Here is a 16882-nt window from a genome sequence, read left to right on the forward strand (position 1 = left end):
CGCGCAGAAACAGCGAGCCTGCTTATCCGCTTCGGTCAATCCGAAGCGGGCAGGCTCTTAGGGAGTCGTAACTGTATGCTCAGGACCGCCATTCTCGCCGCCGTCGCCAGCGCCGCCTTCGTCGCGCCGGCCATGGCCGCCGACATCACCGGCCTCTGGCTGACCGAGACCAACGGCGGCCAGGTCGAGGTCAGCCGCTGCGGCAACAGCCTGTGCGGCAAGCTGGTGACCTCCGACCACATCAAGACCGACCCGTCCAAGAAGGACGTCAAGAACAAGGACGCCTCGCTGCGCACGCGCCCGCTGAAGGGCATGCAGATGCTGTGGGGCTTCAGCGGCGGTCCCGAGAAATGGACCGGCGGCAAGGTCTACAACGCCGACGACGGCGGCACCTATTCGGGCACCATCACCATGACCTCGCCCGACAAGCTGAAGCTCAAGGGCTGCATCGTCGCGCCGCTGTGCAAGACGCAGGTCTGGACGCGGTTGAAGTAGGTTCACCGATCCCTCTCCCCTTGCGGGAGAGGGTGGCCTCGCGGAGCGAGGTCGGGTGAGGGGTTGCACGAACAGAAACGCCGCGACAGCTGATCGGCTGTCGCGGCGTTTTGCGTTTGAGAGACCCCTCATCCGTCGGCTTTCGCCGACACCTTCTCCCGCAAGGGGAGAAGGATCACAGGGGCTTACACACCTCTTCCAGCCACGCCCGCACTTCCGGCTCAAGCCGCGGGCCGATCTCCCTCAGCACCCGGGCGTGGTAGGCGTCGAACTGGGCGACTTCCTCGGCCGTGAGCAGGGCCTTGTCGACAAGGCGGCGGTCGATGGGGGCGAGCGTCAGGGCCTCGAAGCGGTGCATCGGGCGGTCGCCGCCGCCGACGGTCTCGGCGGGCATGACGACTTCCAGGTTCTCGATGCGGATGCCGTATTCGCCGTCCTTGTAGTAGCCGGGCTCGTTGGAGACGATCATGCCGGGCTGCAGGGCGATGGTGTTAGGCGCCTTGCTGATCCGCTGCGGACCCTCGTGCACGCCCAGATAGACGCCGACGCCGTGGCCGGTGCCGTGGTCGTAGTCCAGGCCGTGGGCCCAAAGCGCCATGCGGGCGAGAGCGTCGATGGCCGAGCCGGTGGTGCCGGCCGGGAAGCGCAGGCGGGCGATGGCCAGGTGGCCCTTCAGGACGAGCGTGTTGCGCTGGACCATCTCGGCCGTGGGCTCGCCGATCGCCACGGTGCGGGTGACGTCGGTGGTGCCGTCCAGATACTGGCCGCCGCTGTCGACCAGCAGCAGGGAGCCCAGGGCGGCGCGCTCGTTGCTGCGCTCGGTCGGGCGATAGTGGGGCAGGGCGCCGTGGCCGTTGGCCGCGCCGATGGTGTCGAACGACAGGTCCTTCAGCACGCCGGTGGCCTCGCGGAAGCTTTCCAGCTTGGCGACGGCCTCCTTCTCGTCCGGCGGGCTGACCTGGCCCTCGGTGGCCAGCCAATGCAGGAAGCGGGTCAGGGCGGCGCCGTCGCGGCGGTGGGCCTCGCGCGTGCCGTCCAGCTCGACGCCGTTCTTGCAGGCGCGGGGCAGGGTGCAGGGGTCCATGCCCCGCACGACCTTGGCGCCGGCGGTGGTCAGGGTGTCGAAGTACCAGGCCGAGGACTGGGCCGGGTCGACCAGCACCGACTTGCCTGCGAGGTCAGCCAGAGCGCCTTCCAGAGCTTCTGGGGTTTCCAGCGAGACCTCGTTGCCGAGCCAGGCGGGAAGCTCTTCGGTCACCTTGGCCGGGTCGAGGAACAGGCGGGCCGAGCCGTCGGCGCGCAGCACGGCCTGGGCCAGCGGCAGGGGCGTGCGGATGACGTCGCCGCCGCGGATGTTGAACAGCCAGGCGATCGAGGCCGGGGCGGTGATCACCGCCGCGTCGGCGCCCAAGGTCGAGGTGAGCCCCGCGCCGACGCGGGCGCGCTTGGCCGAGGATTCCTCGCCGGCGTACTGCGTCGGGTGGGGCACGACCGGAGCCTGGGGCTGGGCCGGGCGCTGCCGGCCCCAGGCTTCGTCGAGCGGATTGGCTGCGACGGGCTTCAGCGTGGCGCCGGCGCGGGCGGCGGCGGCCTTCAGGGCCTCCAGCGCGGCGGGGCTGTGCAGGCGGGCGTCGTAGCCGATGACGGCGCCCGACCTGGCGGTTTCCAGATAGGCCGGGACGCCGCCCTCGACGAGGTCGCGGATCTCGAACACGCCCTGGTCGACCTGCTCGCGGACCTGAAGCGTGTAGCGGCCATCGACGAACACGGCGGCGCGGTCGCTCATGATGACGCCGGCGCCGGCCGAGCCGGTGAAGCCGCTGGCCCAGGCCAGGCGGTCGTTGGCGGCGGGCAGGTATTCGTTCTGGTGCTCGTCCTCGTGGGGCACGAGGAAGCCGTCCAGACCCTGGCGGGCCATGGCCTCGCGGATCAGCGGAACGTGGCGCGGGCCAAAGCCCGGATCGGTGGATTCATCGAAGGTCTGGCGCATGGGCACCGATTTAGGCCCCATGCGCCGACCTGAAAAGGGGACTTATTGCAGGCGGTCGGGGTTGGGCGACGGCGCCGTGCCGTCGGTGGTGGCCCCATTCGCAGGGGGGGCGTTGGCGGCGGCGTCCTGGGCGGCGTCGGCGGCGCTTTGCGCCTGGGCTTCGGTCTGGCGGCGGACGGCGTCGGCGGCCGCGGCGGCGTCACGGGCCGAGCTCTCGGCGGCGGCTTGCGCCTGCTGGGCGCCGGTCTGGAGGCCGACCTGCGCGCCTTCGATCAGGCCGGCGGCGCGGCCCTGCTCCTGGGCCTGGGCGATCTGGTCGGTGGAGGCGTCCATCGGTCGCGAGGTCAGCATGAAGGCCACGGCGATCACCGCCACGATGGCCACCACGCCGGCCACCAGCCAGCCCAGGGGACTCGATTCGCGGCGAACCTCGACGACGCGCTCAGGCTGTCGCTGGACCGGGGGGAGGGAAGGATCGGTATAGGTCATGGCTCTCGTCCTGGAACGTTGTTGTTCGAGGAAACGTGGAGCCAAGCGGAGGTGTTCCGCTCTGTCTCACCTCTCCCATGGGGAGAGGAAGGGACCCATTGCGCAGCAATGGGAGGGTGAGGGGGTAAAACGGGTGAGGTTGTAACACCTCACCCTCCCACGCCTGACGGCGCGGGCCCCTCCCTCTCCTTATAGGAGAGGTGCTTTTATCAGGGCCGCTCGAGCACCAGCGTCGCCCAGGCGTCGCGGTGGATGCGGGTCTTCACGCGGAAGCCGCGCGACAGGTAGGCGGCCTTGACCATGCGTTCCTGGGTGCGCAGCAGGCCCGACAGGATGACCGTGCCGCCGGGGACCAGGGCGCGCTTGATGTCCTGCACCAGGCTGATCAGCGGCCGGGCCAGGATGTTGGCGAAGACGAGATCGTAGGGGGCGTTGTCGGCGACCAGGCGGTGGCCCAGGCCCGAGGCGTGGACGAAGCGGGCGTTGGCCTTGTTGACCAGGGCGTTCTCGCGGGCGATGCGCACCGACGGCTTGTCGATGTCGGTGCCGACGGCGAGCTTGGAGCCCGTGCGGGCGGCGGCGATGGCCAGCAGGCCGGTGCCGGCGCCGACGTCGAGCACCTTGTTGAACTTCTTGGCCTTGATCAGGCGGTCATAGGCCTGCAGGCAGCCGACAGTGGTGCCGTGGTGGCCGGTGCCGAAGGCGGCGCCCGCCTCGATGCGCAGGTTGACCGTGCTGGCCGGCAGGCGGCCGCGGTCGTGCATGCCGTAGACGAAGAAGCGGCCGGCGCGCACCGGCGGCAGGCCCGACAGCGCCATGGCCAGCCAGTCGGCGTCGGCCAGGGTCTCGCGCACGACCTTCAGCGGGAAGCCGCCCAGCAGCTCCAGCAGGCCGGCGTCTTCCTCGTCCGTGGTCGGGAAGGCGTCGATGCGCCAGATGTTCTTGTCCTCGTCCTCTTCCAGGATCGAGTAGGTCGCGCCTTCGAGGCCGGGCATGTTGTCGATGGCGTCGGCGGCGGCTTCGGCGTCGGCGCGGGCGCCGCGGGCGACGATCTGCTGGGGCGTGTAGTCGGTCATGCCGCTCCAATAGTCGTACGCGCCGCCAAAGGCGAGACCGTGCGTCGCCCGAAGACGGGGGCGGGGCTCCAAATTTCCGGGATCGGCTCGGGCGGGGCCAGGCGCCAGGTCAGCGGCGCCTCTTCTCGGGGGGCTCGCGCGGCCTTGGGTTCGGCGTTGCGGGCGAAGCCCAGGGCGGGGCCGAGCAGGCGCGTGGCGGCCGCGCAGGCCAGGGCCCAGGCGATGCCGTTGCGCTCCAGGATGAAGCTTTCCGAGAAGGTGGTGATCAGGAAGATGACCAGGAACAGCGTCGCCCAATAGCCGTCGCGTACCTTGTCGAAGCGGAACAGGGCGACCAGCAGCGGCAGGCCCAGCACCAGCGCCGAAAGGGCGACGCCCACCCAGCCCAACTGGGCCAGCACGTCGAGCCAGCCGTTGTGGGCGGTCGGCACGTTCCAGCCGGTTTCCTTGCGGATGAACATGGCCGGCACCGACTCGTCGCGCCAGAACACCGCATAGCCGTAGCCGGTGATCGGGGCCTTGGCCGACTGGCGCAGCAGGGCGTCCCAGATCTCGGTGCGGCCGGTCAGGGTGGGGTCCTTGCCCAGGGCCTTGAAGAGCAGTTCAGGGGCCAGCCACATGACCAGGGCCAGGCCGCCGACCACGGTGACGCCCAGCCAGACCATGGTGATCGCCGTGGCCGGGCCGCGCCGCATCATGCCCAGCAGGCCCGAGCCCGCCAGGCCGATCATAAGCACCATCAGCGAGGTCTTGGACTTGCTCATCACGATCATGAAGGCGCAGAGCACGATGGCGGCGATGAAGAGCTTGCGGTGGCGCGTGCCGGCCAGGATGGCGGCCATCGAGGCCAGGGCGCCGTAGACCATCATCGCGCCCATCTGGTTCTTCTCGAACCACAGGCCGCGCCAGTCGCCGGCGTTGATGTCGTGCTGCACGCCCATCTTGGGATAGGCGATCGCCGCCAGCAGGCCGCCGGCGCCGAGGATCAGGAAGGTGGTCGCCAGGATCTCGGCCATGCGGCGGCCGTCGAAGCTGGCGGCGAAATAGAAACCGAACAGGGTGGTGAAGGCCGCGGCCAGGGCCCGGCGGTTGGTGGTGCCCGGATCGAACGACCACGACGACGAGGCGAACACCCAGAAGACCAGCAGGCTGAGCACGCTCGCCGGCAGCCAGAACTTCATGAGGCGGGGCGCGCGCCACATCACCAGTCCCAGGATCAGGGCGTAGACCGGCAGCCACATCAGGCGAAGGATCGGCATGTCCTCGCCGCCGGCCTGTTCGGGGTCGAGGAGCGGGCCGATCAGGGCGTTGGACAGCATGAACAGCACGAAGCCGCAGGCCCAGGCCTCCAGCGTGCGCAGGATCCCTCCCTCGTGCTCGTCCCGTTCCGGCGCCGCCGCGTCCATCTGCGTTCCCGTGTGGCGCGAAACGGCACAGTGTCGCTTCGCTTGGCGGGATGGGTGCAAGGGGGAGGCCTAAATCCCTCTCCCCTTGCGGGAGAGGGTGGCCTCCGAAGGAGGTCGGGTGAGGGGTCTCTCAGATCTCGACACCGCGTGCGGCGGCTAGGTCCGGGCGAAGCGTTTAATGTTTGAGAGACCCCTCATCCGTCGGCTTCGCCGACACCTTCTCCCGCAAGGGGAGAAGGATCAGTAGGATGACGCCGCCATTTCCGTCGGCGGGCCCGTCACGACTTCTTCCGGAAGGCGCTTGTCGAGGATGTCGCCGCTGGTCGAGGCGTAGCTGGCGCGGGGGGCGTCGGCGGGTTCGGTGGGAACCGGCGGCTGGTCCATGGCGGCGGCTGTGGCGCCGGAGGCCGAGACGATGTCCTGGTCGGCGGGCTCGTAGCTGGCCGGTTCGATCAGGCCCATCTCGGGACCCATGCCGACGAGATCGGCCGAGGTCAGCACCACCGGCGTCTGGTCCTGCGACGGGCGCAGGAAGTCCTGGCCGATGACGTAGTCGGGGACCTTGCCGGCCGGCCAGACCATGGGCGCGGCCTCGGCGTACTGGCTGCCGTGAACCTCGACATAGGCGCCGGGTTCGGCCTCCTGCGGACCGATCTGCATGGCGACGCCGGCCACCGCGCCCAGGGTCAGGGCGAGGGGGAGGCCGACGATGGCGGCGCGGGTTTTCAGGAGATCGAACGGCGTCATGCGAGGATAGCGCTTCAGCCGCCAATTCGTTCTGGCTAGCTTCCGATTCAGGGCGGAAGTCTGGGCGAAAGAACGAAGGAGCGGACATGACGAGCAGGAAGGTGGGCGGCCTGCTGCGGGCGCGCGAGGGCGGCCATGCGCGGGTGACCTATGTCGAGCTGTTCTTCGACCTGGTGTTCGTCTTCGCCATCACCCAGCTGTCGCATGGCCTGATCGGCCATCCGAGCCCGTTGGGCGTGCTGGAGACGGGCCTGCTGCTGATGGCCGTCTGGTGGGCCTGGGTCTACACCGCCTGGGTCACCAACTGGCTGGACCCCGAGCGGCCGCCGGTGCGGATCATGCTGTTCGTGGTTATGGCCGCGGGCATGGTGCTGGCCATGTCGATCCCGCAGGCCTTCGAGGGGCGGGGCCTGCTGTTCGCCCTGGCCTATGTCGGCATTCAGGTGGGGCGCAGCCTGTTCACCCTGTGGTGCGTGCGGGCCGACGAGGGTCTGCGGCTGAACTTCCTCCGGATCAGCGCCTGGCTGAGCGTCTCGGGCGTGCTGTGGATCGCCGGCGGTCTGCTGCACGACGAGCTGCGCCTGGCCTGCTGGGCCGCCGCCATCGCCATCGAATACGCCTCGCCCGCCGCCGGCTTCTGGACCCCGGGCCTGGGCCGTTCCAAGACGGCCGACTGGACGGTGGAAGGGGCGCACCTGGCCGAGCGCTGCGCCCTGTTCACGATCATCGCCCTGGGCGAGTCGATCCTGGTGATGGGCGCCACGGCCGCGGGCCTGGACTGGACGCCGGCGGTGACGGCGGCCTTCGCCTCGTCGTTCGTGGCCAGCCTGGCCATGTGGTGGATCTATTTCTCCTTCACCGCCGAAGCCGCCAGCGAGGCGATCAGCCATTCCGACGATCCGGGCCGGGTGGCGCGGGTGGCCTACACCTACAGCCACCTGCTGCCGGTGGCGGGGATCATCGTGGCGGCGGTCGGCGACGAGTGGGTGATCCACCATCCGGTCGGCCACGCGGACCTCAAGACCGCCATGGCCCTGATCGGCGGGCCGCTGCTGTTCCTGCTGGGCGGGGTGCTGTTCAAGAAGGCGGTGTTCCGCATCTGGTCGCCTTCGCGGATCGCCGGCATCGCGGCGCTGGGGCTGCTGGCCCTTGTGGCGATGGCGGTCTCGCCGCTGGTGCTGTCGCTGCTGACGACGGTGGTGCTGCTGGCGGTGGCGGCCTGGGAGAGCCTGGCGATCAAGCGGCGGGGCAAGCACCTGGGGGCTTGAGGGGGCGTTCGGGAACCCTCTCTCTTTGAGAGAGGGAGGGGCCCACGCCGTAGGCGTGGGAGGGTGAGAGGTTACACTCTCTCCGAACTGGACGCGGCCGTGCGGCTTGGGTTTGAACGCTTTGGGATTTGCAGGCCGGCGGTGAAACCCCTCACCCTCCCACCGCTTCGCGGCGGGCCCCTCCCTCTCCCTATGGAAGAGGGGACAAACAGCCTACCGCCCGAACGCCGCGTCGGTGGCCCGGACCAGGCCGTCGATGACGCCGGGCTCGGTCGAGGCGTGGCCGGCGTCCCAGACGATCTCGAAATGGGCCGAGGGCCAGGCGCGGTGCAGGGCCCAGGCGCTGGCGAGCGGTGTCACCACGTCGAAGCGGCCCTGGACGATCCAGGCCGGAATGTGCCGGATCGTCTCGATGTTCTTCAGGATCCAGCCGTCCTCGGGGAAGAAGCCGCGATTGACGAAGAAGTGGCTCTCGATCCGCGCGAAGGCGATGGCGAAGTCTTCTTCGTTGAATTTCGGCGGCCGGGCCTCCGGGCCGCGCAGCGATATGGTGTCGCCCTCCCACTGGCTCCAGGCGTTGGCGGCCTCGGCCTGGACGCGGCGGTCGGGATGGACGAGGCGCTTGTGATAGGCGGCCATCAGGTCGCCGCGCTCCTCGACCGGGATCGGGGCCAGGAAACGCTCCCAGGCGTCGGGGAACAGCATCGAGGCGCCGTCCTGGTAGAACCAGTTCAGCTCCTTCTCGGTCAGCAGGAAGACGCCGCGCAGCACCAGCCCCTCGACCCGGTCGGGATGCTTGATGGCGTAGGCCAGGGCGAGCGTGGAGCCCCAGGAGCCGCCGAACACGGTCCATTTCTCGACGCCCAGGTGCTCGCGCAGCCGCTCGATGTCGGCGATCAGGCTCCAGGTGGTGTTGTCGTCGAGGCTGGCGTTGGGGCGAGAGCGGCCGCAGCCGCGCTGGTCGAACAGGGCCATGCGCCAGCGGCCGGGATCGAAGAACCGCCGCATGGTCGGGTTGATCGCCCCGCCGGGGCCGCCGTGCAGGATCACCGCCGGCTTGCCGCGCGGCGCGCCGCATTCCTCGTAATAGATCTCGTGCGGCCCGCCGACCGACAACCAGCCGAATGAGAACGGTTCGACCTCGCGGAACAGGCCGCGACGGCCGATGGCGGACATGGCTGCGAGGGAAGCATGACGGTCCATAGACAGAACCTAGGCGGTTTGCTTGCCCCTGTGAACGCGCTTCGTCACGGTTCGGTCGTTGTCGAGAGGGGGCGGGAGTAAGCTTGACCGCGGGCAACCCTGGCGATAACGCCGCATGAGCACCTGGCGTACGGAGGGGACATGCGGCGGCGCGAAGTGATGGCGGCCCTTGCTGCGATGGGGGCGACGACGGGCCTGGCGACGCCGAGCCTGTCCTGGGCCAAGGGCAAGCAGGCTGCGGTGGGCGACGTCGCGCCGCCGTTCACGATCTCGACCTTCGATCACCAGGTCATCAAGTCGACCGAGATGGCCGGCGATGTCGTTGTGCTGAACTATTGGGCCACCTGGTGCGGCCCCTGCCGCGCCGAGATGCCGGCCATGGACCAGTTCATGCGCGAGCGCAGCGGGGCGGGCCTGCGCATCTACGCCATCAGCGTCGAGGATTCGCCGCCGGAGCGCGCCCTGCGCGACCTCGCCAAGGTGCTGGCCTTCCCGCTGGCCAAGCGGCTGACGGGCAAGGGCTATGGCAAGATCGACAACGCCGTGCCGACCAGTTTCGTCATCGACCGCCAGGGCGTGGTGCGCCACGCTGACTCGGGCAGTTTCACCTACGGCAGCTTCTCGAAACTGCTGAAACCCTTGCTGGCCGAGCCGCGTCCCATCGAGGCCACGCCGGCGCCGGTCGCCTAGCGGCCGAAAGGTCTGCTATGTCGGGGCGCATGAGCAATACGCCTGAAGACTTCTCCGACGACGAACTGCTGGATCTGCTGAGCGACGACCAGCTGATCGAGCTGGACCAGTCGATCGCCGACATGTTCGGCGCCGAGGGGCTGGACCGGCCGGAGGCGCTGGTGGTTCTGGCGCGCGTCTACACCATGCGCGCGGCCGAGCGCGACGAAGCCTCGGCGCTGGCCCTGTTGCAACTGGCGGCCGCCATGCGCCGACGCGCCGAACGGCTCAAGCCGCGTCAGTAGGGGCGGGCAAGGCGCCCTTCCGCGACATCGATAGCGACACCGCCGGGCCGAGCTAGCGCTTCTGGCGTCGTCTTGACCGTAATGCGTATAGCTAGGTATATAGCTTGCTATATATAATTCTGCATGATGGCGCTCATGACCTCCGACACCCTCTCCGACCTTGGCGTGACGTTCCTGGGAAGCCGCCTCAAGCGCCTGGGCGACCGGTTGCAGACCGAGGCCGGGGCGATCCTGCAGGCCATGGACCTGCCGGTGCAGCCGGCCCAGCAGCCGCTGCTGGCGGTGCTGCGCCGCGAGGGGCCGCGGACGGTCGGGGCCATCGCCCAGCACCTGCGCATCAGCCAGCCCACCGCCACGCGCGCCCTCCAGGCGCTGATCGAGCAGGGGCTGGTCGAGGCCAGCAGGGAAGGGCGCGACCAGCGCCACAAGCTGCTGTCGCTGAGCCCCGCCGGCGAGGCCTTGATGGACAAGCTGGAAAACGATCTGTGGCCCCGGGTGGAGGCGGCCGCGATATCGCTGTGCGGGGGGCGACATCAGCAGCTCATGGACGCTATCGCCGACATCGAAGCCGAACTGGACCGCCGCTCGCTCGTCGATCGCACCTTGGCCGACCGCACCCTGGCCCCGTCGATGACCGTGCGCGACTTCTCCGACGAGCTGGCTGAGCCGTTCCATCGCATCAACGCCGAATGGATCGAGGAGATGTTCGCCCTGGAGGCCAACGACATCGACCTGCTGTCCAACCCGCGTGAGCGGATCATCGACAAGGGCGGGGCGATCCTGTTCGCCCAGACGCCCTACCTGGGCGTGGTCGGGACCTGCGCGCTGATGAAGGCCAAGGACGGCTGGTTCGAGCTGACCAAGATGGGCGTGTCGAAGTCGGCGCGGGGCCGCAAGGTCGGCGAGTTCCTGCTGGTCGAGGCGATCAAGCGGGCGAAGGCGATGGGGGCGAGCGAGAAGCTCTACCTGCTGACCAACACCAAGTGCGGGCCGGCCGTGCACCTCTACGAGAAGCTGGGCTTCGAACACGACGCCGAGGTGATGGCCCTGTTCGGTTCGCGCTACGAGCGCTGCGACGTGGCCATGCGGTTCAGGGGGTGATCACCCGAGGGCTGAAAACGAAAACGCGGCCGGGAGTCGCCTCCCGGCCGCGCGTCTTTCAGGTTCGAAGGCGGGCTTAGAACGCCTTCTTGATCGTCACGAAGCCCTGGCGGGGCGCGCCCGGCAGCAGGGTCATGGCCGTGCCGGCGGTGTCGTTGTTGACGAAGCCGCCCGAGCCGACGGTCGAGATGTAGTCCTCGTCGAACAGGTTGGTGATGTTGGCCTGGATCTCGAGGCCCTTGGTCCAGCCCTCGCCGTCGAAGCTGTAGCCGAGGGTCAGGTCGGCCACGGTGGCGCTGTCGACCTTCCCGCCGATGTTCTCATAGGTGTAGTAGCGCTCGCCGGTGTAGCTGACGCCGAGCTTGGCGTAGAAGCCGGCCTGCTCGAACTTCACCTCGCCCTTGAAGATGTTCTCGGGCGTGTCGACCACGGTCTTGCCCGCGGTGTGGGCGACGACGGCGCCGCTGCCGTTGATGACGTCGTCCTGGTATTCCGACTTGTTGTGGGTGTAGGCGGCGTAGACCGACCAGGCGTCGCTGACGCGGTATTCGCCGGCCAGTTCCAGGCCTTGGGTCTTCACCGAGCCGACGTTCGACAGCACGGCCGGCAGGCCCAGGATCGGCGAGGCCGTCGAGGCGCTGAGCAGGCGGTCCTCGAAGTTGACGTCATAGACCGCGACCACGCCCTGGAACGGACCCCGGTGATAGCGGGCGCCGGCTTCGAAGGTCCGGGAGCTTTCCGGGTTCAGGGTCTTGGCGACGTAGTCGACGACCGTCTGGCTCTGCGAGGCGAACGGGCCGGCCGTCGCCGCCGAGACGTAGGCGGCCATGTTCTCGGTGTAGCCGCCGAAGAACTCCAGGCCGCTGCCCAGGTCGTAGACGAAGCCGACCTGCGGCAGGAACGTGTCCTTGCTCTCGATCTTGCCCGACAGCGCGCTGCCGACCACCGTCTCGACGCTGTTTTCGACCTTCACCGCCTTGAAGCCGAAGTTGACCTTCAGGGCCTCGGTGACGGCCCAGCTGTCTTCGATGTGGCCGGTCAGGGTCTTGGTCTCGAAGCGGTACTGCCACTGGGTGGCGAACGGGTTGGCCTGGAAGTCCAGCGGATCGCGCGACGGGGCCGAGGCGGTCTCGGCGTAGAACCGGCGGGCCTGGTTGAAGTGGTTGGTTTCGGTCCAGAAGCCGCCGCTGATGGTGTGGGCGCCCAGCTCGACCGACAGGCCGGCGATCAGGCCGCCGCGGTCGATGTCGTACTCGGTGGTGCGGATCGACAGCGGGGCGGCGTTCGAGCCGGTCGTGCCGAAGCCCGGGCTGGCCAGGTACGGCGTGTACCACAGGCCCTGGCCCTGGTTCTTGTGCTGGTAGGCGGTGGCGTCGAACTTGACGTGGTCGCCGAAGGGCAGGCTGAGGCTGGCCCCGTAGAGATCGTCGTCACGGATGCCGGCGCCGGCGTAGTAGGCGTCATCGACCGAGGTGAACGGCGAGGGCAGGGCGGTTCCGGTCTGGTAGGCGCGGGCGGCGGCGATCGCCAGGGCCCAGTTGGGCTGGGTGTTGTCCCAGTCGCGGCCGAGACGCTTGATCATCTCGAACGACATGTCCTGGTAGTCCTGCTCGCGGCGTTCCGAGCGGTGGTAGAAGCCGGTCAGTTCGCCTTCGCCGATCGGCAGCACGGCCTTGGCGTCGTACTGGCGCTGCTTCTGCTCGCCGCCGCCCTTCCACTTGTCGCTCTTCTGGTCGGCGATCGAGACGTAGGCGCGCAGGCCGCCCAGTTGCTCGATGGCGCCGGTCTCGAAGCGGCCGAACACCCGGTGCATGGCCTCGGAGCCGCCGGTGACGTTGAGCTGGCCGCCGAGCGTCTCGGACGGATCGCGCGAGAAGAACTGCAGCGTGCCGCCCAGGTTCGAGGTCGAGGCGACGCCCAGCGCGCCGGCGCCCTGGGCCAGTTCGACCTTGCCGATGTTCTCGCTGGCGACGGCGCGGCTGATGTGCAGGCCGTTGTGGTTGCCGTAGCTCATGTCGCCCAGCGGCACGCCGTCCAGCGTGAAGCCCAGCTGGTTCTGGTTGAAGCCGCGGATCGAGATGCGGGTCGACCATTCGTAGGCGCCGAAGGCGTCGGCCGACTGGAACGACACGCCGGGCAGCTTGGCGATCGCCTTCAGCGGGCTGGAGCCGGAGGCTTCCAGGGCCAGGGCGGCGTCGTTGACGGTCTGGACCTGGCGGCTCTGGCCCTGGCCGATAACGATGACGGCGTCGACCTCGGTGGCGGCGTCGGCCGCGACAGGCGCGGGTTCGGCGGGCGTTTCGGCGGCGAGGGCGGGAGCGGCCAGCAGGAGCGCGCCGAAGGCGGCGCTCAGCAGAAGAGCGGATTTCATCTGAACTATCCCCTAGTGCGCCGGGAGCGGGGAGGCCGCCGGGGCGCGTCTAGTGGGCTCGCCTAACGTTGATCGACGACACCGCCGCGACGGTTATTTGTCGTCTCGCCGACAGTCTGGCGACGAATGCGTGAAGGGGCCGCGATTGCGCAAATCGCCCCCAACCGCTATTTGAGCGCCCGACCCCCGCACCCCGACCCGAGAGACGAAAAGCCCCTCATGGCGCAGCAATACATTTTCCAGATGCAGGGCCTGACCAAGGCCTATCCCGGTGGCAAGAAGGTCTTCGAGAACATCTGGCTGTCGTTCTACTCCGACGCCAAGATCGGCGTCGTGGGCGTCAACGGCTCGGGTAAGTCCACCCTGCTGAAGGTGATGGCCGGCCTCGACAAGGAATTCTCGGGCGAGGCCAAGGCCGCCGACGGCATCAAGCGCGGCTATCTCCCGCAGGAGCCGGTGCTCGACCCGACCAAGGACGTCTGGGGCAATGTCATCGCCGACTGCGAAGACAAGCACGTCTTCGACAAATACAACGCCCTCGCGGTTCAGCTCGGTGAGGAATACACCGACGAGCTGATGGAGGAGATGACCAAGCTCCAGGAGATCATCGACGCCAAGGATCTGTGGGACATCGATTCCAAGATCGAGATGGCGATCGACGCCCTGCGCTGCCCGCCCAACGACAGCAACATCGAAAGCCTGTCGGGCGGTGAAAAGCGCCGCATCGCTCTAGCCCGCCTGCTGCTCAGCAAGCCCGACATGCTGCTGCTCGACGAACCGACCAACCACCTGGACGCCGAGTCGGTGGCCTGGCTGCAGCACCACCTGGAAGACTTCCCGGGCTGCGTCATCCTGGTGACCCACGATCGTTACTTCCTGGATCAGGTGACCAAGTGGACCCTGGAACTGGATCGCGGCAAGGGCATCCCCTACGAGGGCAACTACTCCGGCTGGCTGGAGCAGAAGCAGAAGCGCGTCGTCCAGGAGCAGTCGGAATCCGAAGCCCGCCAACGCGCGCTCACCCGCGAACTGGAATGGGTCCGCTCCTCGCCCAAGGCCCGTCAGTCCAAGTCGAAGGCCCGCCTGGCCTCGTACGACGAAATGGTCGCCGCGCAGGAAAACGCCCGCGCCGCCCAGACCCAGGCCCACATCCAGATCCCGCCCGGCCCGCGCCTGGGCAACCTGGTGCTGGAAGTCGAGGGCCTGGAAAAGGAATACGGCGACAAGGTTCTGTTCAAGGACCTGTCGTTCCGCCTGCCGCCGAACGGCATCGTCGGCGTCATCGGTCCGAACGGCGCCGGCAAGTCGACCCTGTTCAAGCTGATCACCGGCCGCGAACAGCCCGACGCCGGCACCGTGAAGGTCGGCGAGACGGTGAAGCTGTCCTATGTCGACCAGTCGCGCGACGCGCTGGATCCGAACAAGACCATCTGGCAGGAAATCAGCGGCGGCACCGACGTGATGGTGGTCGGCAAGCGCGAGATCAATTCCCGCGCCTATGTCGGCAGCTTCAACTTCAAGGGCGGCGACCAGCAGAAGAAGGTCGGCCTGCTGTCGGGCGGTGAGCGCAACCGCGTCCACCTGGCCAAGACCCTGGCCACCGGCGGCAACCTGCTGCTGCTCGACGAACCGACCAACGACCTGGACATCGAAACCCTGCAGGCCCTGGAAGAGGCCCTGGAAGAGTTCGCCGGCTGCGCCGTGGTCATCAGCCACGATCGCTGGTTCCTGGACCGCCTGGCGACCCACATCCTGGCCTTCGAAGGCGACAGCCACGTCGAGTGGTTCGAAGGCAACTTCGAGATGTACGAAGAAGACAAGAAGCGCCGCCTGGGCGCCGACAGCCTGATCCCCAAGCGGATCAAGTTCCAGAAGTTCGCCCGCTAAGGCGGGAGGAATTCCTCGAGATCGAAGCCCGCCGGACTGGATGGTCCGGCGGGCTTTTTTCTTATTTGCCGGCGGGCTTGAGCAGCGAGCGCAGGTCGAACGGCGAGACCGACTGGTCGTCCTTGGCCGTCTTCGGCGTCGCGCCCCAGTAGGCCAGATCGTGGAACTGCTGCTTCTGCTGCTCGGTCAGCTTGCTCTGATCCAGGTCGCTCAGCGCGTCCAGGCAGTCGAGGATGATCTGCTCGCGCTGGCTGGCGCGGCATTTGCCGATGACCGGCCCCGCCTCCTTGAACTTGTGCCCGCGCACCAGGATTCGGACGTCCTCGGGCAAGAAGTAGTCGTAGTCGCCGGTCTTGCTCCGGCCTTCCGTCACGATCGTCTGGGCCTGGGCGAGGCTGCCGCGCTTGGCGTACAGCCTGGCCAGTTCGCGATAGGCGTCGGGCGACACGTTCGGCGAGGAGCGGGCGGCCTCCAGGTGGTTGACCGCGTCGCCCGGCCGGTTCTGGGCCAGGGCCACCCGCGCGGCGACCAGCCGGATATAGGCCTCGCGTTTGAAGGGCGTGTTCAGGGCGATCTGGATCTCGCTCGCGGCCTTGGCGTACGAGACCTGCGGATCCTCGCCCTGCACCGGGTCGAGGGCGTTCTCGGCGTTGCTGGCGGCGCGGGCGGCGCGCACCGCCTCGGCCAGTTCGGTCAGGCCCATCAGGCCGGTGGTCTCGGCGACGATCTTGCCGCTGGCGGGGGTGATCTGGGTCCTGTCGTAGGCGGCCTGGCGATAGCGCTCCATGCCCTCCGATCGGGCCTTGGCCGAGCGGTGGTCGCGGCTCATCCAGTCGATGGCCTGGCTCTTGGCCTCCTCGATCAGGCTCTTCTTCAGAGCTTCGCCCATGGTGTTGGCCGCGGCGCTGAACTGGCCCTGGTTGAGCGCGGCCTGGTACTGCGGGTCGGCCAGCAGGGCGGAGGCCTTCTTGCTGAGGCCCGATTTGACGGCGTCGACGCGGTCGTCCATCGCCTTTTCGCCCAGCGCGAACTGGGTCGTGGAATAGCTCCAGCGCGGCTGGTAGCCGGCCAGGGCGGCGACGTCGTAGCCCGCGGCGTCGGCCTCGTCCTCGAGCATCCGGCCCCAGAACGGCATGGCGATCTTGTCGACCAGGAAGCGCAGGCGGCGGTGGGCCTCCTTGGAGTCCTCGATCCGCTCGCGCATGTCGGCGTTCACGCCGGGCTCGGCGTAGCGCATGTTGGCCTCCAGCACCGCGCCGCGCTGGTAGAGCGAGGTCATGCTCTGCAGCAGCTTGCGCTGGCCCTCGGCGGCCTCGTCGCGACGGCTGTGGCCCAGAGCCAGGTGGGCGTATTCGTGGCCCAGCAGCCAGTAGAGGTCGTTGTCGGTCAGCTGGTCGGTCAGGGTTCCGGGCGTGGTTCCTTCGAACACGCCCAGCCAGACGGTGAGCGTGTTGTCCGGCCGCGCCTCGGCGTTGTAGGCGAGGTTGGCGCTGATCAGCACCCGGGGACGCGGCGCGTTCGGATAGGGCCAGGCCTTGGCGAGGCGATCGACCATGGCCTGGAGGCGCGCCTGGGTCTGGTTCATCTGGAACAGGGTGGGGCGCATGTCGCCGCGCACGTCGGCCTGGGCCGACAGCGACAGCACGGCCGGTCCGCCGCCGGGCGTCGTCGTCTTCGTCGCGGCCGGGGCGGGCTCGGGCCGCGCCGCGCGCTCGGTCGCCTGCGCGGCCTGGCCTGGCGAGCACAGGAAGACGCCGTCGCGGCCGCTGATCGAGAACCGGTCGATCGTGGTCGAGCCGATCCGCGCCAGTCCGCCGCCGATCATGCCGCGCACGCCGCCCTTGGCGGGGGGCGGGGCCTTTAGCGGCTCGTCGC

General features: G+C 68.7%; 14 protein-coding genes. 6 read left to right on the forward strand and 8 right to left on the reverse strand.

Features of this window, described 5'->3' with window-relative positions; genetic code table 11:
- Positions 1-75: 75 nt before the first annotated feature.
- The gene (locus AC2YHT_RS20390) at positions 76-495 is read left to right on the forward strand and encodes a DUF2147 domain-containing protein (protein ID WP_487291724.1); all 420 of its coding nucleotides are present in this window, start codon (positions 76-78) and stop codon (positions 493-495) included.
- 175 nt (positions 496-670) lie between these two features.
- Here AC2YHT_RS20390 and AC2YHT_RS20395 read toward each other — a convergent pair whose 3' ends face one another.
- The 5 genes from AC2YHT_RS20395 to AC2YHT_RS20415 all read right to left on the reverse strand — a co-directional run bounded on the left by AC2YHT_RS20395 (position 671) and on the right by AC2YHT_RS20415 (position 6203).
- Positions 671-2485, reverse strand: a complete 1815-nt coding sequence (locus tag AC2YHT_RS20395; RefSeq protein WP_487291725.1) for an aminopeptidase P family protein — start codon at positions 2483-2485, stop codon at positions 671-673.
- Positions 2486-2527: 42 nt separating this feature from the next.
- Positions 2528-2974 carry a hypothetical protein gene (locus tag AC2YHT_RS20400; protein WP_487291726.1) on the reverse strand — a complete coding sequence of 149 codons (447 nt, stop codon included), beginning with the start codon at positions 2972-2974 and terminating at the stop codon, positions 2528-2530.
- A 209-nt stretch (positions 2975-3183) separates the two neighbouring features.
- Positions 3184-4050, reverse strand: a complete 867-nt coding sequence (locus tag AC2YHT_RS20405) for a 50S ribosomal protein L11 methyltransferase (protein ID WP_487291727.1) — start codon at positions 4048-4050, stop codon at positions 3184-3186.
- Positions 4047-5456 carry an O-antigen ligase family protein gene (locus AC2YHT_RS20410; RefSeq protein ID WP_487291728.1) on the reverse strand — a complete coding sequence of 470 codons (1410 nt, stop codon included), beginning with the start codon at positions 5454-5456 and terminating at the stop codon, positions 4047-4049. The genes AC2YHT_RS20405 and AC2YHT_RS20410 overlap by 4 nt, the downstream gene beginning before the upstream one ends.
- A gap of 240 nt (positions 5457-5696) precedes the next feature.
- Complete coding sequence (locus AC2YHT_RS20415) at positions 5697-6203, reverse strand: hypothetical protein (protein ID WP_487291729.1); 507 nt, start codon at positions 6201-6203, stop codon at positions 5697-5699.
- A gap of 86 nt (positions 6204-6289) precedes the next feature.
- Here AC2YHT_RS20415 and AC2YHT_RS20420 point away from each other — a divergent pair, with 86 nt between their 5' ends.
- Positions 6290-7471 carry a low temperature requirement protein A gene (locus tag AC2YHT_RS20420; RefSeq protein WP_487291730.1) on the forward strand — a complete coding sequence of 394 codons (1182 nt, stop codon included), beginning with the start codon at positions 6290-6292 and terminating at the stop codon, positions 7469-7471.
- A 213-nt stretch (positions 7472-7684) separates the two neighbouring features.
- Here the strand turns inward: AC2YHT_RS20420 and pip are convergent, their stop codons facing one another.
- Positions 7685-8674 (reverse strand): prolyl aminopeptidase, encoded by a 990-nt coding sequence (gene pip / locus AC2YHT_RS20425; protein ID WP_110121227.1) that lies wholly within the window; start codon positions 8672-8674, stop codon positions 7685-7687.
- Between the two features lie 141 nt (positions 8675-8815).
- Between pip and AC2YHT_RS20430 the strand changes: the two genes are divergently transcribed.
- The 3 genes from AC2YHT_RS20430 to AC2YHT_RS20440 all read left to right on the forward strand — a co-directional run bounded on the left by AC2YHT_RS20430 (position 8816) and on the right by AC2YHT_RS20440 (position 10749).
- Positions 8816-9364 carry a TlpA family protein disulfide reductase gene (locus AC2YHT_RS20430; protein WP_487291731.1) on the forward strand — a complete coding sequence of 183 codons (549 nt, stop codon included), beginning with the start codon at positions 8816-8818 and terminating at the stop codon, positions 9362-9364.
- 29 nt (positions 9365-9393) lie between these two features.
- Positions 9394-9648, forward strand: coding sequence for a low temperature requirement protein A (locus AC2YHT_RS20435; RefSeq protein WP_110121231.1), 255 nt, complete (start codon positions 9394-9396; stop codon positions 9646-9648).
- A 135-nt stretch (positions 9649-9783) separates the two neighbouring features.
- Positions 9784-10749 carry a bifunctional helix-turn-helix transcriptional regulator/GNAT family N-acetyltransferase gene (locus AC2YHT_RS20440; RefSeq protein WP_487291732.1) on the forward strand — a complete coding sequence of 322 codons (966 nt, stop codon included), beginning with the start codon at positions 9784-9786 and terminating at the stop codon, positions 10747-10749.
- 76 nt (positions 10750-10825) lie between these two features.
- Here AC2YHT_RS20440 and AC2YHT_RS20445 read toward each other — a convergent pair whose 3' ends face one another.
- Complete coding sequence (locus AC2YHT_RS20445; protein WP_487291733.1) at positions 10826-13120, reverse strand: TonB-dependent receptor; 2295 nt, start codon at positions 13118-13120, stop codon at positions 10826-10828.
- A gap of 219 nt (positions 13121-13339) precedes the next feature.
- On the opposite strand from AC2YHT_RS20445, the gene ettA reads away from it, so the two are divergent.
- Positions 13340-15007: an energy-dependent translational throttle protein EttA gene (gene ettA, locus AC2YHT_RS20450; protein WP_487291734.1), complete on the forward strand. Its 1668-nt coding sequence runs from the start codon at positions 13340-13342 to the stop codon at positions 15005-15007.
- Between the two features lie 61 nt (positions 15008-15068).
- On the opposite strand, the gene AC2YHT_RS20455 is transcribed toward ettA, so the two are convergent.
- On the reverse strand, positions 15069-16882 hold a 1814-nt coding region (locus AC2YHT_RS20455), incomplete at its 5' end, for a M48 family metalloprotease (protein WP_487291735.1).

The sequence above is a fragment of the Caulobacter sp. SRI_008 genome (assembly GCF_057586355.1).